The organism is Pseudaeromonas paramecii, assembly GCF_039540575.1.
Lineage (GTDB): Bacteria > Pseudomonadota > Gammaproteobacteria > Enterobacterales > Aeromonadaceae > Pseudaeromonas > Pseudaeromonas paramecii.
Map to the genome: position 1 here is coordinate 113,172 of NZ_BAABFC010000013.1, position 20,517 is coordinate 133,688.

Sequence of the window (20,517 nt, forward strand, 5' to 3'; positions counted from 1 at the left end):
AAGCGGTCAAGCGGGTGGGTAACCGCCACAAAGATGAGTCATAGCAAGCCTTTATGCTATTCTTGGCCCATCTTGACCAAGAACCGGAGCCTGATTCCGGACCATACAGGACAGACAATGCGCCAACAGGATATTGAACGCGCCGTGCGCGACGCCCTGCTCGAAGATCTGGGCGGCACCCTGGATCCCGCGGCCGACATCACGGCCCAACTCATTCCCGCCGACAAGCAGTCCGAAGCCACCATCATCACCCGGGAAGCCGGCATCTTCTGTGGCAAGGCCTGGGCCGACGCCGTGTTTGCCCAGCTGGGCGGCCAGGTCACGCTAGACTGGCAGGTTGAAGACGGTCAGACCATAGCGCCGAATGAGTTGCTGGTGCGGCTACGTGGTCCGGCGCGCCTGCTGCTGACCGGCGAGCGCAACGCCCTCAACTTTATCCAGACCCTCTCCGGGGTCGCCACCACGGTCGCCCGCTATGTCCAGGAGCTTGAGGGCACCCAGTGCCGTCTGCTGGACACCCGCAAGACCATTCCCGGACTGCGCACCGCCTTGAAATACGCCGTCAGTTGCGGCGGCGGCAAGAACCACCGCATGGGGCTGTTTGATGCCTATCTCATCAAGGAGAACCATATCCTGGCCTGCGGTGGCATAGCGGCGGCCGTGAGCACAGCCCGCCAGCTCAATCCGGGCAAGAAGGTGGAAGTGGAAACCGAGAGTCTCGACGAGCTGCGCCAAGCCATTGCCGCCGGCGCCGATGTCATCATGCTGGATAACTTCACCACAGAGATGATGGCGGAGGCCGTGGCCATCAACCGTCAGCTGGGCCACCCGGCCATGCTGGAGGTCTCCGGTAACGTCAGCCTGCAGACCATAGGCCAGTATGCCCGTACCGGGGTGGACTTTATCTCGGTGGGCGCCCTCACCAAGCATGTGCAGGCGCTGGATCTCTCCATGCGCTTCGCCGGATAGTCGCCACCGTCCCGCCTCAGCCAAACAGACCCAATCGCACCCTCCCCTTGCAACAGGGGGAGGGAAACCTGTCTCCCCTACCTTCCGAGGCAGGCTGAATCGGGGTCAGCAAGCCCCGCTTGGAGCTAGTTCAAAAAAAAGTCAAGCCGTGGCTGCCAAATTATTCTCAACCGCATCGGCTTTGGGCTTTACTTTCTGGTACGTCTCACAGATTTGCGCAATCAAGGAGGAACGGCCTCAAAGGAGCATAGGCAACTATCTAAAACCCCGTTATCATCGGTAACGGAGCTTGGAGGCAGGCATGTGTCCGCCTTCGCCCAACTTCTTCCCAGGAATGGAACGTAAGGAAACTTAACGATGAAAAAGCAAACTGGTTTTACCCTGATCGAATTGATGATCGTTGTGGCCATCGTGGCTATTCTGGCCGCCATCGCCCTGCCGGCGTATCAGAACTACACCAATCGCGCCCGCTTCAGTGAAGTAATCACTGCCGCCAACGGCGTGCGCACTCAGATGGAAGTCTGCTTGCAAATGAATGCCAATGACGTGACTGCCTGTGATGACGCCACCAAGGTTGGGGTGGATCTGGGTGATGCCGCTAGAGGCGACAACACCGCTTCCGTAACCATTACCACTTCGACGGCTGAGATTGTAGCTACCGGTGCCGGCTCAGGCATCTCAGGTGCTACTTATACAATGACGCCGAACAGCGTGAGTGGCGCCGCTGTGACCTGGACAGAAGCCTGTAACCCAACCAATCTGTGCCCATAAGCCATCAATAACTTGAATAACAAGGGCGGCTTGCCGCCCTTTTTAGCCTGCTAAGTCAACTGGATGACCAAGGATAGCGCCTCCATGACAGCCTCTCCCAATAGCGGCTTGGCCCTGAGCCTGGTAGCTTCGGCCCTGCTGACCGACGAAGACTCGCAGAAGTACAGCGCCCAAGCCCGCCAGCAGCGCAAGCCCCTCATCAGCTTCCTGGTGGAGAACAAGATACTGGGTAGCGCCGCCCTGGCGGAGTTTTGTGAGCAGGAGTATGGGATACCTCTGCTGGATCTTGATGCCTTCGACCTCACCGAGATCCCGCAGAAATATCTCAACCACAAGCTGATCGAAAAACACCACGCCCTGCCCATCTACACCCAGGGCCACACCCTCTATGTGGCCATGTCGGACCCCACCAATGTGGGGGCCCTGGAGGACTTTGGCTTCAGCTTCGGCCTGCATACCGAGGCCCTGCTGGTGGATGAGCTCAAGCTCCAGCAGGCCATCGGCAAGCTCACCGAGAGCGAGTCCGAAGCCCTGGGGGTGGAGGAGCTCACCGACAGTGAGATCGGCGAGCTGGAGGTGAGTGACGATGATGGGCGGATGAACGAGGATGCCGCCAGCGGCGGCGATGACGACGCCCCCATCGTCAAGTACATCAACAAGGTGCTGCTGGATGCCATCCGCCGCGGTGCCTCGGATCTGCACTTCGAACCCTACGAACACAAGTACCGCATCCGCTTCCGGGTGGACGGCATACTGCACGAGATCGCCAGCCCGCCGGTGAACCTGGCCAGCCGCTTCTCCGCCCGCCTCAAGGTCATGTCCCGGCTGGACATCGCCGAGCGCCGACTGCCCCAGGACGGCCGCATCAAGTTGAAATTGGCCAAGGGCAAGGCCATCGATCTGCGGGTCAACACATTGCCCACCCTGTGGGGCGAAAAAATCGTGCTGCGGATCCTGGACTCCTCCGCCGCCAAGCTCAACATCGACATACTGGGCTTCGACGAGCGCCAGAAGGCCCTCTATCTGGGGGCGCTGGATAAGCCCCAGGGCATGATACTGGTGACGGGCCCCACCGGTTCCGGCAAGACGGTCTCCCTCTACACCGGCCTCAATATCCTCAACACCGCCGAGCGCAACATCTCCACCGCCGAAGACCCGGTGGAAATCAACCTGCCGGGCATCAACCAGGTGCAGGTGAACCCGAAAGCCGGGCTGACCTTCGCCAGTGCATTGCGGGCTTTTCTGCGACAGGATCCGGACGTGGTGATGGTGGGGGAAATCCGGGATCTGGAGACCGCCGAGATCGCCATCAAGGCCGCCCAGACCGGCCACCTGGTGCTCTCCACCCTGCACACCAACTCCGCCGCCGAGACGTTGACCCGTCTGCTGAACATGGGGGTGCCGGCCTTCAACGTGGCCTCCTCCGTCACCCTGATCATGGCCCAGCGGCTGGCCCGACGCCTGTGCGAGAAATGCAAGCAGCCCGAGCATGTCCCCGACCCAGAGCTGCTGGCCCTGGGCTACAGCCAGGCCCAGGTGGAGGAAGGGGTCAAGCTCTACAAGCCGGTGGGCTGCAGCGAATGCTCCGGCGGCTACAAGGGCCGGGTGGGCATCTACGAGATGATGCCCATGAACGAGGCCATCGCCAACCTCATCATGGAGGGTGGCAACTCACTGCAGATCTCGGCCCTGGCCCAGGAGCATGGCATGCGCACCCTGCGCCAGACGGCCCTAGAGAAGGCCCGCCTGGGCGTCACCAGCCTGGCCGAGGTGAACCGCGTCACCAACGGCTAGGCACACATCGATCACAGACCAAAACCTGTTTCCTGGTGGCCGGCCGCGAGCCACCCAAGACAAGACCCAAAGGATGTAGACCATGGCGCTGGCCCCCACAAGAAACGTTCCCGCACCGAAAAAATACTATCCCTTTCGCTGGGAGGGCTTGAACCGCAAGGGCCAGAAGGTCTCCGGCGAGATGCAGGCCGACAGCATTGCCACCGTCAAGGCGGAGCTGCGCAAGCAGGGGGTGAACGCCAGCAAGGTGCGCAAGAAGAGCCAGTCCATCTTCTCCAAGTATGCCAATGCCGTGAAGCCCATGGACATCGCCATGATCTCCCGGCAGATCTGCACCATGCTCTCCGCCGGCGTGCCCCTGGTGCAATCCATCCAACTGCTCTCCCGCAGCCATGAAAAGAGCGGGGTACGGGAACTGCTAGGCCAGGTCTGCGCGGATCTGGAGTCGGGCATTCCCCTTTCGCAGGCCCTGCGCAAGCACCCGCGCTACTTTGACGACCTCTACTGCGATTTGGTGGACGCCGGTGAGCAATCCGGCGCCCTGGAGCAGATCTACGATCGCATCGCCACCTACAAGGAGAAGGCGGAAGCCCTCAAGTCAAAGATCAAGAAGGCGCTCTTCTACCCGGCGGCGGTCATGGTGGTGGCCATCATAGTGACTTCTATCCTGCTGCTGTTTGTGGTGCCCCAGTTTGAAGAGATCTTCTCCAGCTTTGGCGCCGAGCTGCCGGCCTTCACCCAGTTTGTGATTGGCATATCACGCTTCCTGCAAAAATCCTGGTACCTGTTCTTCTTGGGGATAGTGGCATTGATTTTTGTCTATGTACGCGCCCACAGACGCTCCCAGGCGGTGCGGGATGCCACCGACAAGGCCATGCTCAAGCTTCCCGTGGTGGGCATGATACTGCACAAGGCGGCCATGGCCCGCTTCGCCCGCACCCTGGCCACCACCTTCGCCGCCGGTATCCCCCTGGTGGAGGCGCTCATCTCAGCCGCCGGCGCCTCCGGCAACGTGTTGTACAAGAATGCGGTGCTGGCCATCCGTAACGAGGTCATCGCCGGCATGCAGATGCACGTGGCCATGCGCACCGTGGACTTGTTCCCGGACATGGTGACCCAGATGGTGATGATCGGCGAGGAGTCCGGCGCCATCGACGACATGCTCTCCAAGATCGCCGGCATCTATGAGCAGCAGGTGGATGACCTGGTGGATGGCCTGTCGAGCCTCATCGAGCCCATCATCATGGTGGTGCTGGGGGTGCTGGTGGGTGGCCTGGTGGTGGCCATGTACCTGCCCATCTTCCAACTGGGCAACGTTGTCCACTAATGTTCTAATGATAACCGGGGCCATGACGGCCCCGGTTTTGTTTTTCTACTTGGCGATATTCCCGTGCTGACTCAACTCTACCTGCAACTGCCCTGGCTCTACTACCTGCTGCTGACCCTCTTCTGCCTGCTGGTGGGTAGCTTCCTCAACGTGGTGATCCACCGGCTGCCCCTCATGCTGGAGCGCAGCTGGAAGGCCGAATTTGCCGACTATTTCGGCCAGCCTCAGCCCGAGGACGGCCTGCCGGCCCGCTATAACCTGCTGCTGCCCGGCTCCAATTGCCCCCATTGTGGTCATGCCATCAGCGCCCTGGAGAATATCCCGGTACTCAGCTGGCTGGTGCTTCGCGGCCGCTGCCGTGGCTGTGGTGCCGCCATCTCCATTCGTTACCCCCTGGTCGAGCTGACCAATGCGCTGCTCTGCCTGCTGGTGGCCTGGGGCCAGGCACCCAGCCTGATGCTGGCCGGTTATCTGCTGCTGACCTGGGCCCTGGTGGCCCTCACCTTCATCGATCTGGACAAGATGCTGCTGCCGGATCAGATCACCCTGCCCCTGCTCTGGCTCGGCCTGCTGCTGAACCTGCTCACCGGCACTGTCCCCCTGGTCGATGCGGTGATCGGCGCCATGGCCGGCTACCTGCTGCTGTGGAGTCTCTACTGGGGCTTTAAGCTGCTGACCGGCAAGGAAGGGATGGGCTATGGCGACTTCAAGCTGTTGGCGGCGCTGGGGGCCTGGCTGGGGTGGCAGTCCCTGCCGCTGATCCTCATTCTCTCCTCCCTGGTGGGCGCCTGCATCGGCATCACCCTCTTGCTGCTGCGCCGGCATCAGGCCGGCAAGCCCATCCCCTTCGGCCCCTATCTGACCCTGGCGGGCTTCATCGCCCTCAACTGGGGCGATACCATCACTCAGTGGTATCTGCGGCATCTGGTGTAGCCCATGATCAAGCCAGCCCCTTACATAGTGGGTCTCACCGGGGGGATCGCCAGCGGCAAGAGTACGGTGGCCAGGGTGTTTGCCGCCCAGGGCATCGCCGTGGTGGATGCAGATGACATCAGCCGCCAGGTGGTCGCCCCGGGATCTAGCGGACTGCAAGGCATCCTTGAGCATTTCGGCCAACAGATGCTGACCGCAGATGGTCAGCTGGACAGACGCCGCCTCAGAGAACTGATTTTCAGCCAGCCTGACGAGCGGATTTGGCTCGAGCAATGGCTGCACCCCAGGATCGAGACCGCCATGCAGGAGGCCTGTCTGCTGGCCACCTCGCCCTATGTGATCCTGATGGTGCCACTGCTGCTGGAAAACGGCCTGGAACGCCTGGTGGACAGGGTATTGGTGGTGGATGTCAGCGAGCAGACCCAACGACAGCGCACCCAGGCGCGGGATGGCGTCAGCCCAACCCAGGTGGAGGCCATTCTGGCCGCCCAACTCACCCGTGCCGCTCGCCTGGCCCGTGCCGATGATGTACTGAGCAATGAGGATGGCTCATTGCCACAACTGGAGGCCGAGATACTGCGACTGCATCGACAGTATCTCGACTTGGCCGCCGGCAAATGTGGTCCAGGCAATTCCGCCCCCGTTCAGAAACCGCTACACTAGCCGCGCCTTTGCCTTCGCACAACGAGTTGTCCATTGAACAAGATCAGCTACGAATTTCCCCTCAATGAGAAGTGCCGCACCTACCTGCGGGTCGATAATCTGTTTGCGCAGATGCAGGCCAATCTGGCCATGGCCGAAACGGGACAAAGCCTGGCCTTCTTCAAGGCCTTGTTTGACTTCATGGAGCTGGCGGAGCGGTGCGACATTCGTGGCGATCTCAGCAAGGACATGGAACGCCTGCGGCTGAAGATGCAGGGCTGGCGTGAGCTGCCCGGCGTGGATATCCCCAAGCTGGACGCTCTGTGCGCGGATCTGCAACAACAAGCCTATCTGCTGCCCCGCTCCGCCCGGCCGGGAAGTCGTTTCAAGGAAGACAAATTCCTGGGTGCCTTGCGCCAGCGCTTCGTCATTCCTGGCGGACTGTGTCCCTTCGATGTGCCCATCTTCCCCCTCTGGCTGGCGCAACCCCAGGCGTGGCGCCAGGCCCAGGCCGAAACCTGGCTGGGCGAACTCAAGCTGCTGCAGACCGCCAATAGCCTGCTGCTGGATCTGTGGCGCGAACAGGGCAGCTTCCAGACGGTCACCGCCAAGTGTGCCTTCTACCAGGATGCCGCCGAAGGGTGCGAGTTGTTGCGCCTTACCCTGGATGCCGAGCTGGGCTGCTACCCCACCGTCAGCGGCCACCGCAGCCGTTTTGCCATCCGCTTCCTGCCCCTGGCGGATCAGCGGCTGGGGGATATCAGCTTCGAGCTGGCCCGCTGTTGAGTAAGGAGCAAGACCGATGCCGCTGACCGTCAAATGCCCCCAATGTGGCCAGGAGGTCATCTGGGGAGAAGAGAGCCCCTACCGTCCGTTTTGCAGCAAACGCTGCCAGCTGATCGATCTGGGCGAATGGGCCGACGAAGAAAAGCGCATCCCGGGCAATGGCCTGGAGGCGCTTAATGAACAGGACTGGTCGGAAGACGGGATGCAGGACGATTAGTCCTGCCTCATTCCCTGTAGATGCGCCACTATCGCCTGATTGGCGGCGGGAAACCCATAATCTGCCAGCTCGGGCACGCTGACCCAGCGCAGCGGTTGCCCCTCCAATCCCCGCGCCACCCCGGCAAAGCGGCTCACCAGCCACACATCCAGTAGCACCTGCTTGTCACCGTAGTCATGCTCGATTGCCAATAGTGGCTCGCAGGCCTCGACCTGGATCCCGATCTCCTCCTGGAGTTCTCGCGTCAGTGCCTGCGGCAGGGTTTCTCCCGCCTCCACCTTGCCCCCTGGAAACTCCCACTTACCGGCCTGATGCTGTCCAGCCTGCCGCTGGCAGATGCATATCCGTCCCATCTCGTCCCGGATCACCCCCACGGCAACCCAAACTCGGGCTCCACTCATCTCGCGCCTCCTCCAAAAAAGAAGGCGGCTCCAGGCCGCCTTTGTTGTCTCGGTCGCGATGTTAAACCAGCTTACCGTGACATTGCTTGTACTTCTTGCCGGAGCCACAAGGGCAAGGGTCATTGCGTCCCACCTTTTGCTCTTCCCGCACGAAGGGACGCGGCTCTTGCTCTGCGGCCGTCTCGCTTTCTTCGGCCAGGGCATTCTGTTCGGCATGGGTGTACTGGCGCGGCATGGCCTCCGCCTGACGCCGGCGTTGCTCTTCCAGCGCATCTACATCCCGCTCCTGCACCTGCACCCGGCACAGAATGCTCACCACTTCCCGCTTGAGGGCTTCCAGCATCTGGGTGAACAGCTCGAAGGACTCACGCTTGTACTCCTGCTTGGGGTTCTTCTGGGCATAACCGCGCAGATGGATCCCCTGACGCAGGTGATCCATGGCCGCCAGGTGTTCCTTCCACAGGTTGTCCAGGGTCTGCAACATCACCGACTTCTCGAACTGCCGCATCACAGGCGTACCCACCAGCTCCTCCTTGTGGCGATAGGCGGCCTCGGCCTCGGCGACGATCCGCTCCCGCAAGGACTCCTCGTACAGCTTGTCATCCTCCGCCAGCCACTGGGCAATGGGCAGGGTCAGGGCAAAGTCACGCTTCAAGCGCTGCTCCAGGCCCGCGATATCCCAGCTCTCATCCAGCGACTGAGGTGCAATGTATTCATCGATGACGCCGTTGAGCACATCGCCGCGAATGAGGTTCATGGTGTCGGAGATGTCACCGCTGTCCAGCAGCTCATTGCGCTGTTCATAGACCACCTTCCGCTGGTCATTGGCCACATCATCAAACTCCAGCAGGTTCTTACGGATATCGAAGTTGCGTCCTTCCACCTTGCGCTGGGCGTTCTCGATGGCCCGGGTCACCCAGGGGTGCTCGATGGCCTCACCGTATTCCATGCCCAGCTTCTTCATCATGCCGGTGACCCGATCCGAGGCGAAGATCCGCATCAGGCTATCTTCCATGGAGAGGTAGAAGCGGGAGGAGCCCGGATCCCCTTGACGACCGGAGCGGCCACGCAGCTGGTTATCGATGCGGCGGGACTCGTGACGCTCTGTGCCTATGATGTGCAGACCGCCGGCGGCGATCACCTCGTCATGGCGCTGCTGCCAGGCGGTCTTGATGGCCTCGATCTGTTCGGGAGTCGGTGACTCCAGCTTGCCGAGTTCTGCCTGCCAGTTGCCCCCCAGCACGATATCGGTACCCCGACCGGCCATGTTGGTGGCGATGGTGACCGCGCCTGGTTGACCGGCCTGGGCCACGATATCGGCCTCCTTGGCGTGGAACTTGGCATTGAGCACCTGGTGCTTGATGCCTTGCTTGGCCAGCACGTTGGAGATGCGCTCGGAGTTTTCGATGGAGATGGTACCCACCAGCACGGGACGCCCTTCGGCCACCCGGTTGCGGATGTCCTCAATGATGGCCGCGTACTTCTCTTCCTCGGTGAGATACACCAGATCGCCCATGTCGTTACGCACCATGGGGCGGTTGGTGGGCAGCACCACGGTTTCCAGCCCGTAGATCTGCTGGAATTCATAGGCTTCGGTATCGGCGGTGCCTGTCATCCCCGCCAGCTTGTCGTACAGACGGAAATAGTTTTGGAAGGTGATGGAGGCCAGGGTCTGGTTCTCGTTCTGGATCTTGACCCCTTCCTTGGCCTCGATGGCCTGGTGCAACCCTTCTGACCAGCGACGACCGGCCATGGTGCGGCCGGTGTGCTCGTCGACGATCACCACCTCACCATCCTTGACGATGTAATCCACGTCCTTGACGAACAGGGTATGGGCCCGCAGGGCGGCGTTGACATGGTGCAACAGCGTGATGCTGCCGGCGGAGAACAGGGAGTCTTCCTGAGCCAGCAGGCCGTTGTCCTTGAGCAGCTGCTCAATGTACTCCTGGCCGTTTTCGGTGAGCAGGGCCTGACGGGACTTCTCATCCACAGTGTAATGGCCGTCGCCGCGATACTCTTCGCTGTCTTCCTTGTCCTGCTTCTTCAGCAGGGGGATCAGCTTGTTCATCTGGATGTAGAGCTCTGAGCTGTCTTCGGCCGCGCCGGAGATGATGAGCGGCGTACGCGCCTCATCGATGAGCACGGAGTCCACTTCGTCCACCAGGGCGTAGAACAGCGGACGCTGTACCCGCTGCTCCGGTGAAAACGCCATGTTGTCCCGCAGGTAGTCGAAACCGAATTCGTTGTTGGTACCGTAGGTGATGTCGGCGGCATAGGCCTGCTGCTTCTCCAGATGCCCCATGCCCGGCACGTTGCAGTCGACGGACAGACCCAAAAATTCGAACAGCGGACGGTTCCACTCGGCGTCACGGCGCGCCAGATAGTCGTTGACCGTGACGATATGCACACCGCGCCCGGTCAAACCGTTCAGATAGGCCGGCAGGGTCGCCGTCAGCGTCTTGCCTTCCCCGGTCTTCATTTCGGCGATGCGGTTGCTGTTGAGCACCATGCCGCCCATCAGCTGGACGTCGAAATGGCGCATGCCGAAGACCCGCTTGGAGGCTTCCCGTACCGTAGCAAACGCCTCGGGCAACAGCTGCTCCAGGGTCTCGCCCTGCTCCAGACGCTGACGGAACTCGACCGTTTTGGCCTTGAGTTCCTCATCGCTCATCGCCTCAAACTGAGGCTCCATAGCGTTGATTTGCTTGACGATTTTGCGCAACTGCTTGAGGGTGCGGTCGTTGCGACTGCCCACGATCTTGGTAAAAATTTTCGTAATCATGCCAAAGCAACTCTCAGAGTATTTCTAATTCAAATTCTTGCGTCGGGATCGGGCGCCAGAAAGGAACCAAGGTGACAGCGGCGCCCGGCAAAGCCAGGACGGTAGCGCACACCTGCTGTCGCTCACCTCGGTGGAGAACCCATCATCCGGGTTGAAAATGAAAATGGAGCCAAGCCTGGCTCTCAGCCTCACACCGGTGGCGTCGTATCTTACCCCATAGCGCCAGCCAGGACTTTGCCCAGGTCTTGCCCAATGATGGAAAGCAAACGGAAATCACATAACTCAGCCTAAATGGAGCCTCAACAGTGCCAATTCAAGGGACATGCGCACTCAGCGCCTCACTCAGGACTGACCACAGCCTAACACAAGCCATGTTGCATTTGTCAGCATCCCATAAAGCAAAAAGGCACCGGGGCGGAGATCCGGTGCCTTTTTATCCAGCATTACGCGGCTGAGATGACCATTATCAGGCCAGGGCCAGTTGTGTATCCATGTAGCGGATGGGCGAGCGGGCGCGCTCGGTCTCGAAGGTCACCAGTTCCCAAGCCTCTGCATCGGCCAGCAGGGTGCGCAGCAACAGGTTGTTCACCGCGTGGCCCGTCTTGTAGGCGCGGAACTCACCCAGGATGCTGTGGTTGCACATGTAGAGATCACCCACGGCATCCAGCAACTTGTGCTTGACGAATTCATCCTCGTAGCGCAGGCCTTCCTCGTTCAGCACCCGGTACTCGTCCAGAACGACGGCGTTTTCCAGGCTGCCACCCAGGGCCAGATTCTGGGAGTGCAGGTACTCGATGTCCTTCATGAAACCGAAGGTTCGAGCACGGCTGATCTCCTTGAGGAAACGGCTACCTGAGAACTCCATCACCAGATGCTGGTTCTGACCATCAAACACCGGATGGCGGAAGTCGATCTGCAAGTCCAGGCGGAAGCCCTTGTTATAAGGCAGAAACTCGGCCCACTTGTCGCCATCCTCCACCCGCACCGGCTTCTTGATGCGCAGGAACTGCTTGGCAGCCGTCTGCTCATCGATGCCGCCGGATTGCAGCAGATAGAGGAAGGGATGGGCACTGCCATCCATCACAGGGATCTCGGGGGCATCCACTTCGATAAACAGATTGTCGATACCCAGTGCGGCCAGGGCGGCAGACAAATGCTCCACGGTAGCCACACGGGTGCCCGCCTCATTCACCAAGGCGGTGCACAGCATGGTGTCACGCACCAAACCGGCCTGGGCCTTGATCTCTACGGCAGGCGACAGGTCGGTGCGCACATAGACGATGCCCGTGTTGACGGGGGCAGGGCGGAAGGTCAATGAAACCTTGCGGCCCGAGTGCAGACCCACGCCGGTAGCATGAACGCTTTTCTTGAGTGTTCTCTGTTTAATCATAGGGTTACCTCAATCAGCCAGGAGGTCAGACCATCCCAGGGCGCGCATGGTAACACAACTGTAGCTTAAAGGCTAATCAGTCTCAATAGGCTAACCTAGTCCGCCTGCTTGCGCAGGAAGGCCGGGATATCCAGGTAATCCGGCTCGCTGCGGGCCTGTACCGGCTCGGCATTCACCGCCGTCTGGGACGGCCGATCTTCAAACCGCGGCAGCGGGTTGTCGAACGGACGGGGGCGCGGCGGCTCGGCCTTCTGGGCGGTCTTCACCAGGGTGATCTCCGGCTTGCGCTCGTTGCCAATCCCGGTGGCCACCACGGTCACCCGCAGTTCGTCTTCCAGGTTCGGGTCGATGACCGCCCCCACCACCACGGTGGCGTTTTCGGAAGCGAAGGCCTTGACCGCGTTACCCACGGTCTCGAACTCTTCCATGGTCACATCCATGCCGGCGGTGATGTTCACCAGGATGCCGCGGGCCCCGGCCAGATCCACGTCTTCCAGCAGCGGGCTGGAGATGGCCTTCTCGGCGGCTTCTTCGGCACGGTCATCGCCACGGGCGATACCGGTACCCATCATGGCCGTCCCCATCTCGCGCATCACGGTGCGGACGTCGGCAAAGTCGACGTTGATGAGGCCAGGACGGGTGATGAGCTCGGCGATTCCCTGCACGGCGCCCAGCAGCACATCGTTGGCGGCCTTGAAGGCATCCAGCAGGCTGACGCCTCGACCCAGCACCTTCAGCAGCTTGTCGTTGGGGATGGTGATCAGGGAGTCTACGTGCTTGGACAGCTCGTCGATCCCCTGCAGGGCATAGCTCATCCGCTTCTTGCCCTCGAAATTGAACGGCTTGGTGACCACGGCCACGGTCAGGATGCCCAGCTCCTTGGCCACCTCGGCCACCACGGGTGCGGCGCCAGTCCCGGTGCCACCGCCCATGCCGGCAGCGATGAACACCATGTCGGAGCCTTCCAGCATCTGCCGGATGTCATCACGGTTTTCCAGCGCGGCCTCACGGCCGATATCCGGGTTGGCCCCTGCTCCCAGCCCCTTGGTGATGTTGCCACCAATCTGGACCGTGGACTCGGCGCCCGAGTTGCGCAGCGCCTGGGCATCGGTATTGATGGCGATGAAGTGGACGCCTTCGATGCTTTGACGAACCATGTGCTCGACGGCATTGCCGCCGCCACCCCCGACCCCGATCACTTTGATGACGGCGTCGTCTCCTTGGCTACCTACCGGTTCAAACGTAAACATGTTTATCTCTCCGCACTGTTTTTGCTGTCATCGCAAAAATTAAAATTCGCCACGCAACCAGGTGCTCAGCCGCTTGAACAGGCCCCCCACACTGGTCTTCACCGATGCATCACGCACGCCCATGCCCTGATGCATCTTGCCGTACTGCAACAGGCCCACCGCGGTGGAAAACGCCGGTGCCTGCACGTAATCCGTCAGGCCCCGCACGTTCATGGGTTCCCCCACCCGGACCTGGCTCTGGAAAATCTGTTCGGCACACTCGACGATACCCTCGATCTGCGCCGCGCCGCCGGTGAGTACCACCCCGGCCGCCAGTTGGTGCTTGACCCCCTGGGCCCGCAATTCGTTTTGTACCCGCTGCAGCTCATCGTGCACCATGCCCAAGAGCTCGCTGTAGCGGGGCTCGATCACCTCCGCCAGAGTTTGTCTTTGCAAACTACGGGCCGGACGACCGCCCACGCTGGGCACCTCTATGGTGTCTTCCTTGCTGACCAGGCGGCCCAGGGCGCAGCCATAGCGCACCTTGATGGCCTCGGCATCCACGGGTGGCGTGCCGAAGGCATAGGCGATGTCGCTGGTGACCGCGTTGCCGGCATAGGGGATCACCTTGGTGAAGCGCAGGGCGCCACCGGTGAACACCGCCAGATCCATGGTGCCACTGCCGATGTCCACCACACAGACACCCAGCTCCTTCTCGTCCTCGGTCAGTACCGCATAGCTGGAGGCCAGGGCCGAGAAGATCAGCTGATCCACCTTGAGGCCCACCCGCTCCACACACTTCTCGATGTTGCGGGCCATGTCGTTGTGGCAGGTGATCAGGTGCACCTTGGCCCCCATCCGCACCCCGGACAGGCCGATGGGGTTCTTGATCCCTTCCTGGTAATCGATGGAGTACTCCTGGGGCAGCACGTGCAGCACCCTGTGCTCCTCGGGCAGGCGCACCGACTTGGCGGTATGGATGACGTTATCCACATCCTCCTGGGTCACCTCCTCGTCTGAGATGGGCACCATGCCCTTCTCGTTGCGGCACTCGATGTGCCGGCCGGAGATCCCCAGGAACACGGTGGAGATATGGCAATCGGCCATCATCTCCGCCTCGTCCACTGCGCGCTGCAGGGATTTGACCACGGACTCCAGATCGTTGACACCGCCCTTGTCCATGCCGCGAGCGGCATGGGTGCCCAGGCCAACGATGTTGATCTCCCCATCTGGCAACACTTCACCGACCAGCACGGCCACCTTGGTGGTGCCGATATCCAGTCCGACGATCAGATTTCTATCTGTGGTCTTGGTCATTACCAGTCCCTTCGCTCGCTTTCCAACCCACCGCGACCCCGGTGTCGTAGCGCAGATCGATGTAAGCCATCTTCTCCCGCTCCGCCATCAAGGGGTACACGTCAATAAACCGCTGCAGACGGACCAGGGTGTCGCCACGTCCCAGTTTGAGACAGGGTCCATCGGCCAACTGCACTTCCCAGGCGTGGCGCTCCGTCAGATGCAGCGCCGCCACCTTGTATCCATTGAGCCCCAGCAGACGCTGGAACTGCTGATATTGTTCCCACACCCGATCTGCCATGGTATCTGGGCCTGAGAGGGTCACCAGGGGCTGCTTGAGCCGCTCCAGGGGCGCCGTGAAGATATCGCCCCGGTCGCTCAACAGCCGATCCTCGCCCCAGTGGGCTCTTGGCGTCTTCTCCACCAGGTACACATACAGCAGAGCCGGCCAACGCTTGCGCACCGACACCCGATGCACCCAGGGCAGGCCCTCTATCCGCTGCTGCACCTCGTTCACATCCAGGGTGAAGAAGTTGTTCAGCGCCGGATCATCCTGCAATGCCGCGCGGACATCTTCCCGGGTGACATATTCCAGCTCACCCTGCACCACCAGGCCGCTCACCGGAACCAGATCCTGTTCGAACAGCCCCCGATGCACATCCAAGAAGGCGCGGGAGAGGCCAAACACCACGGCGACAAAAAACAGCAACCCGAACAGGAACTCACCTCGGGTACGCGGCGACATCTGTTCCATTTAGGGTCTCATCGCTGCATGCGGCAGCCGCCAATCCAAATAAAATGCCATCGAGCCAGACATCACCTATCAAACCACGCCCACAGACCCCTGCAGGCAAGTGGGACATTATAGCCAGCCCCTTCGACCGGACAAAACCGCCAAGCCCGCCTGGAGCGCGAAAATTTGCGCTTTATCCACAGCCGCCGCGGCAAATGTCCACCGGCGTTACACGCCGGCCTTCATCTTGTCGCAATCCAGCTGCAGTTCGGCCAGCTGGCGACACAGGGCCCCCACGTTACCGGCCCCCTGGGTCAACACCATGTCGCCGTCGGCCAACAGTTCGGCCAGCACCGCCGGCACCTCGGCCGGCGTGGCCACAAACACAGGATCCAGCTGACCGCGCTGCCGGATGGAACGGCACAAGGCGCGGCCATCCGCCCCGGGAATCGGATCCTCGCCAGCGGCATACACATCCAGCAGGATCAGGGCATCCACCTTGGACAGCACCTCGGCAAAGTCGTCGTACAGATCCCGGGTACGGGTGTAGCGGTGGGGCTGGAAGACCATCACCAGCCGCTTCTCCGGCCAGCCGGCGCGCACCGCATTGATGGTCACCCGCACCTCGCTGGGGTGGTGGCCGTAATCGTCCACCAGCATCACCTTACCGCGGCCGGTTTCGAACTCGCCGTAGTGCTGGAAACGCCGCCCCACCCCTTCGAAGCGGGCCAGTGCCGCGACTATGGCCTCGTCTTCGATGCCGTCCTCGCTGGCCACCGCGATGGCCGCCGCGGCATTGAGGGCATTATGCCTGCCTGGCAGATTCAATTGAACCGGCAACACGGAGCCATCGGGCCGTCTGACCCGAAAGCGGCTGTGGTTGCCCTCCTGCACGAAGTCCAGCACCTGCAGATCCGCCTCGTCGCCGTAGCCATAGGTGATACAGGCGCGGCCGATCTCCGGCAGCATGCCCTTGATCACGGGGTCATCCACGCAGACCACCGCCAGCCCGTAGAACGGCAGGTTGTGCAGAAACTCCAGGAAGGTGCCTCTGAGCTTGCTGAAGTCGCCACCATAGGTGTCCATGTGGTCCGCCTCGATATTGGTGACGATGGAAACCATGGGCTGCAGGTGCAGGAAGGAGGCGTCGCTCTCGTCCGCCTCGGCGATCAGGTAACGGCCAGACCCCAGACGGGCATTGGTGCCGGCGCTGTTGAGCAGGCCGCCGATGACGAAGGTCGGGTCGCGTCCAGCTTCGGCATAGATGCTGGCCACCAGGCTGGTGGTGGTGGTCTTGCCGTGGGTCCCGGCGATGGCGATGCCGTGGCGGTAGCGCATCAGCTCCGCCAGCATCTCGGCCCGGCGCACCACGGGAATGCGCAATTCATGGGCCGCCTGAATTTCCGGGTTGTCGCCGTGAATGGCGGTGGACACCACCACCACGCTGGCACCCTTGACCTGGGCCGCCTGATGGCCGATGAAGATGGTGGCCCCTAGCGAGGCCAGCCGCTCGGTCACCCCATTGCTGGCGATGTCGGAACCGCTGATCTCATAACCCTCGTTGGCCAGCACCTCGGCGATGCCCCCCATGCCGGCGCCACCGATGCCGATGAAATGAATGCGGCGCACCCGGCGCATTTCCGGGATCATGGTTCTGAGTTTGGCCAGTTCTACCTTTGTCATGCTAACGCTCAATCCTGTTTCTTCTCGCCGGTCACTTGCCGGCAGATGCTGACCACCCTGGCTGTCGCATCCAGAATGGCCGCTTCCCGCGCCAGCCGGCCCATCTGGACCAGCTGCACTCGATTCTCGTCCCACTGCCGCACCTGGGCCGCCAACGCCTCGGCGCTCAAGGTCGCCTGGGGCATCAATACCGCCGCACCGCGCTCGGTGAGGCTGCGGGCATTGTGGGTCTGGTGATCATCCACCGCATGGGGCAGTGGCACGAAGATGGCCGGCAGTCCGGCGGCCGCCAGTTCCGCCACCGTCAGGGCACCGGCCCGGCAGATCACCAGATCCGCCCAGGCGTAGGCCTCGGCCATGTCCTGAATAAATTCGCTCACCAGCACATCTCGCCGGCCGACCTGCTCATAGGCGGCGCGCACCGCCTCGGCATGGCCGCGACCAGCCTGGTGGCGAATCGCCACCGGCAGCGAAGCCAGTGCGCCGGGCACCCGCTCGTTGAGCGGCCGGGCCCCCAGACTCCCCCCCAGGATCAGCACCCGCAGCGGCCTGTCCTGCACGGGGCGATAGTCACGGATCGCCCCCACCGCCATCACCTCGGCACGCACCGGGTTGCCCACCACCAGCGTCTTGGCCGACTCGGGGAAGGCGCCGGCGAAGCCCTGCAGCACGAAGCGGGACAGCCGGGCCAACAGGCGGTTGGTCATGCCGGCGGCGGCATTCTGCTCGTGAATCAGCAGCGGCTTGCCACTCAGCCAGGCGGCCAGGCCGCCGGGGCCAGCGGCAAAACCGCCCATGCCCATCACCAAATCCGGTTGCAAGCGGCGGATCACCCGGCGGGCCTGCCACACGGCCTTGATGATGCGAAACGGTGCCGCCAGCAGGCGCTTCACGCCATTGCCCCGCACCCCCTGGATATCGATGAAGTGGATGGGATAGCCATGGGCCGGCACCAACTGGGCCTCCATGCGATCCGCGGTCCCCAGCCAGTGGACTTGCCAGCCGGCCTGTTGCAGCTCGTGGGCCACCGCCAGTCCGGGGAACACATGGCCCCCGGTACCACCCGCCATCACCAGCAGCGTCTTGCTCATGCATCCACCTTCAGTCGCGCCTGAACACTCTCTTGGCGCTGCTCGTAATCGATCCGCAACAGCACAGCCACGCCGATGCCCATGGCAATGAGGCTGGAGCCGCCGTAACTCACCAGCGGCAGGGTCAGGCCCTTGGTGGGCAGCATGCCGGCAGCCGCGCCCACGTTCACCACGGTCTGAAAGCTGAACCAGATGCCGATCCCCGAGGCCAGATAGCCGGCAAACAGCTTGCCCTGCTTGAGGGCCGTGCGACCTATCTGCAGCGCCTTCAGGGCCAGGGCCAGCTGCAAGGCCAGCACCACCAGGATGCCGAAGAAGCCCAGCTCCTCCCCCAGGATGGCCACCACGAAGTCGGTGTGAGCTTCTGGCAGGTATTCGAGCTTCTGTACCGAGTTACCCAGCCCCTGGCCCCAGAAGCCGCCGCGGCCGAAGGCCATCAGGGACTGGGTCAGCTGGTAGCCGCTGCCGAAGGGATCTGCCCAGGGGTCGAGGAAGGAGGTCACCCGGCGCATCCGGTAGGGTTCAAACAGGATCAGCGCCACCAGGGCCGCCACCCCCATGAGGATCATGGCGATGAACTGGAACAGGCGGGCGCCGCCGATAAACAGCAGCCCCAGGGTGGAGACGAACAGCACCACCACGGAACCCAGATCCGGCTGGGCCAGCAACAGGGCCGACAGGCAGAACACCACCGCCAGTGGCTTGATGAAGCCCATCCACTGGGCCCGCACCTCGTCACTGCGCCGCACCAGGTAGCCGGCCATGTAGGTGATCACCACAAACTTAGCGGTTTCCGCCGGTTGCAGGTTCAGGGGGCCGAAACCGATCCAGCGCTTGGCGCCGTTGACGCTGTGTCCCACCGCCAGGGTGGCCAGCAGCATCAGCAGGGAGAACAACAACAGCGGGCCGCTCCACTCCTGCCACTGTTTCACCGGGATCTGCAGGCAACCGACACCGATCAGCAGGCACAGCAACAGAAACAGCAGGTGGCGCTTGACGAAGAAGAAGGCGTCGTTGCGCAGGGAAAGCCCTTCGGTGATGGAGGCCGACGCCACCATCACCAGGCCGAACATCATCAGGCTGACCACCAGCACCAGCAACTGCCGATCGTAGGTACTGGCGCGATTGGGCATCAGCCAGTTCCAGGTGATGGCACCGAGGCGCTTGAACCAGCTCATAGGGCCTCCACCAAGGCGGCAAAACACTCACCGCGCTGTTCGAAGTTCTTGAACTGATCCAGGCTGGCGCAGGCCGGTGCCAGCAGCACCCAGTCGCCAGGCTCGGCCAGCTCGGCGGCCCGGGCCACGGCGGCCACCAGATCCGCCACCTGCTCGGTCTGCGGCCCCAAGCCGGCCAGTAGGGCGCCGTCCTGGCCATAGCAAAACATCTGGTGCACCTGCTGGCCCAGCAGAGCCCCCACCGGGGCGAAATCCTGACCCTTGCCCTGGCCACCGGCGATGAGCCACAGCCGGCCCTGGACGCCTTCCTGCACGCCGGCCACCGCCGCCAGGGTCGAGCCGACGTTGGTGGCCTTGGAATCATTGATCCAGCGCACCCCGCCCTTCTCGGCGACAAACTGGCAGCGGTGCGGCAGGCCGCTGAAGCGGCGCAGCACCGCCAGCTGGGCGTCCCGCGGGATCCCCACGGCGTCGCACAGCGCCATGGCCGCCAGGGCGTTGGCCTGGTTGTGAGCACCCACTATGCGCAGAGCACTGACCGGCAGCACGGGCTCGCCGGCCACCGCCAGCCACAGCTCGCCATCGTGCATGACACGGCCATAGGCCTGATCATCCAGGCCAAACGAGCTCCAGAGTTCGCCATCCGGCGGCAGGGTGGCAGCATCGTCCCGGTTCACCAGTACCTTCTGCGCTCCCAGGAAGATGCGCTGCTTGGCGGCCAGGTAACCGGCCGTGCCGTCGTAGCGATCCAGGTGGTCTTCGCTGAGGTTCAAGATGGTGGCCACGGCCGGCTTGAGGCTATAGGTGGTCTCCAGCTGGAAGCTGGAGAGCTCCAGCACATAGAGATCGGCCGGCGTCTTGAGCAAGTCCAGCGCCGGGGTGCCGATGTTGCCGCCGACCCCGACCTTGAGTCCGGCCTCGGCGGCCATCTCACCCACCAGCGTGGTGACGGTACTCTTGCCGTTGGAGCCTGTGATGGCCACCACGGGGGCCTTGGCCTCCCGGGCCAGCAGTTCGATGTCACCGATGATCTCCACTCCCGCCTCGGCAGCGGCACGCAGGGCCGGAGTGGCCAGGGCGATGCCCGGGCTGGCGACGATAAGATCGGCCTGGCAGAGCAGGGCGGCATCCAGCGGACCACAATGCAGCGCCACCTGGGCCGGCAGGGCATCACGGCCCGGCGGCAGGGCACGGGTGTCCAGCACTGTGGGCGTCACGCCACGGGCGAGAAAATACGCCACGCAGGAGAGTCCCGTCTTGCCCAGTCCTATGATGACGACCTTGGCCATGTGCCT

18 protein-coding genes are annotated in these 20,517 nt (G+C 62.4%); 8 read left to right on the forward strand and 10 right to left on the reverse strand.

All coding sequences use genetic code 11. The annotated features are described in order from the left end of the window. The first annotated feature begins 117 nt into the window (after positions 1-117). From nadC to yacG, 8 genes are all read left to right on the forward strand, one after another. Positions 118-969, forward strand: coding sequence for a carboxylating nicotinate-nucleotide diphosphorylase (nadC, locus tag ABD847_RS10965; protein ID WP_345012914.1), 852 nt, complete (start codon positions 118-120; stop codon positions 967-969). A gap of 357 nt (positions 970-1,326) precedes the next feature. Then, positions 1,327-1,740, forward strand: a complete 414-nt coding sequence (locus tag ABD847_RS10970) for a pilin (RefSeq protein WP_345012916.1) — start codon at positions 1,327-1,329, stop codon at positions 1,738-1,740. Positions 1,741-1,824: 84 nt separating this feature from the next. Next, positions 1,825-3,534: a type IV-A pilus assembly ATPase PilB gene (gene pilB / locus ABD847_RS10975; protein ID WP_345012917.1), complete on the forward strand. Its 1,710-nt coding sequence runs from the start codon at positions 1,825-1,827 to the stop codon at positions 3,532-3,534. A gap of 82 nt (positions 3,535-3,616) precedes the next feature. Next, a complete protein-coding gene (locus tag ABD847_RS10980; protein ID WP_345012919.1) occupies positions 3,617-4,861 on the forward strand; it encodes a type II secretion system F family protein in 1,245 nt (414 codons plus the stop codon). Positions 4,862-4,918: 57 nt separating this feature from the next. Then, entirely contained in the window at positions 4,919-5,794 is an 876-nt protein-coding gene (locus ABD847_RS10985; protein ID WP_345013026.1) for a prepilin peptidase, read from the forward strand. A gap of 3 nt (positions 5,795-5,797) precedes the next feature. Continuing rightward, positions 5,798-6,457, forward strand: a complete 660-nt coding sequence (coaE, locus tag ABD847_RS10990; protein ID WP_345012921.1) for a dephospho-CoA kinase — start codon at positions 5,798-5,800, stop codon at positions 6,455-6,457. A gap of 33 nt (positions 6,458-6,490) precedes the next feature. Further along, positions 6,491-7,222: a cell division protein ZapD gene (gene zapD / locus ABD847_RS10995; RefSeq protein WP_345012923.1), complete on the forward strand. Its 732-nt coding sequence runs from the start codon at positions 6,491-6,493 to the stop codon at positions 7,220-7,222. Between the two features lie 16 nt (positions 7,223-7,238). Further along, the gene (gene yacG / locus ABD847_RS11000; protein WP_345012925.1) at positions 7,239-7,439 is read left to right on the forward strand and encodes a DNA gyrase inhibitor YacG; all 201 of its coding nucleotides are present in this window, start codon (positions 7,239-7,241) and stop codon (positions 7,437-7,439) included. Here the strand turns inward: yacG and mutT are convergent. From mutT to murD, 10 genes are all read right to left on the reverse strand, one after another. Beyond that, on the reverse strand, positions 7,436-7,840 hold the full coding sequence (mutT, locus tag ABD847_RS11005; protein ID WP_345012927.1) for an 8-oxo-dGTP diphosphatase MutT: 405 nt from the start codon (positions 7,838-7,840) through the stop codon (positions 7,436-7,438). The two genes, yacG and mutT, sit on opposite strands and share 4 nt — an antisense overlap. Before the next feature lie 61 nt (positions 7,841-7,901). Beyond that, positions 7,902-10,622, reverse strand: a complete 2,721-nt coding sequence (secA, locus tag ABD847_RS11010) for a preprotein translocase subunit SecA (RefSeq protein WP_345012929.1) — start codon at positions 10,620-10,622, stop codon at positions 7,902-7,904. Between the two features lie 466 nt (positions 10,623-11,088). Further along, entirely contained in the window at positions 11,089-12,012 is a 924-nt protein-coding gene (gene lpxC / locus ABD847_RS11015; protein WP_345012931.1) for a UDP-3-O-acyl-N-acetylglucosamine deacetylase, read from the reverse strand. Between the two features lie 95 nt (positions 12,013-12,107). After that, positions 12,108-13,262, reverse strand: coding sequence for a cell division protein FtsZ (gene ftsZ, locus ABD847_RS11020; RefSeq protein ID WP_345012933.1), 1,155 nt, complete (start codon positions 13,260-13,262; stop codon positions 12,108-12,110). A gap of 39 nt (positions 13,263-13,301) precedes the next feature. Further along, entirely contained in the window at positions 13,302-14,558 is a 1,257-nt protein-coding gene (gene ftsA / locus ABD847_RS11025) for a cell division protein FtsA (RefSeq protein ID WP_345012935.1), read from the reverse strand. After that, positions 14,539-15,291 (reverse strand): cell division protein FtsQ/DivIB, encoded by a 753-nt coding sequence (locus ABD847_RS11030; protein WP_345012937.1) that lies wholly within the window; start codon positions 15,289-15,291, stop codon positions 14,539-14,541. Before ABD847_RS11030 ends, ftsA begins: the two co-directional genes overlap by 20 nt. 207 nt (positions 15,292-15,498) lie before the next feature. Then, complete coding sequence (gene murC / locus ABD847_RS11035; protein WP_345012939.1) at positions 15,499-16,953, reverse strand: UDP-N-acetylmuramate--L-alanine ligase; 1,455 nt, start codon at positions 16,951-16,953, stop codon at positions 15,499-15,501. Between the two features lie 8 nt (positions 16,954-16,961). Beyond that, the gene (murG, locus tag ABD847_RS11040) at positions 16,962-18,044 is read right to left on the reverse strand and encodes an undecaprenyldiphospho-muramoylpentapeptide beta-N-acetylglucosaminyltransferase (RefSeq protein WP_345012941.1); all 1,083 of its coding nucleotides are present in this window, start codon (positions 18,042-18,044) and stop codon (positions 16,962-16,964) included. After that, entirely contained in the window at positions 18,041-19,222 is a 1,182-nt protein-coding gene (gene ftsW / locus ABD847_RS11045; protein ID WP_345012943.1) for a cell division protein FtsW, read from the reverse strand. The genes murG and ftsW overlap by 4 nt, the downstream gene beginning before the upstream one ends. Then, positions 19,219-20,511, reverse strand: coding sequence for a UDP-N-acetylmuramoyl-L-alanine--D-glutamate ligase (gene murD / locus ABD847_RS11050; RefSeq protein WP_345012945.1), 1,293 nt, complete (start codon positions 20,509-20,511; stop codon positions 19,219-19,221). The genes ftsW and murD overlap by 4 nt, the downstream gene beginning before the upstream one ends. Between the last annotated feature and the right edge of the window lie 6 nt (positions 20,512-20,517).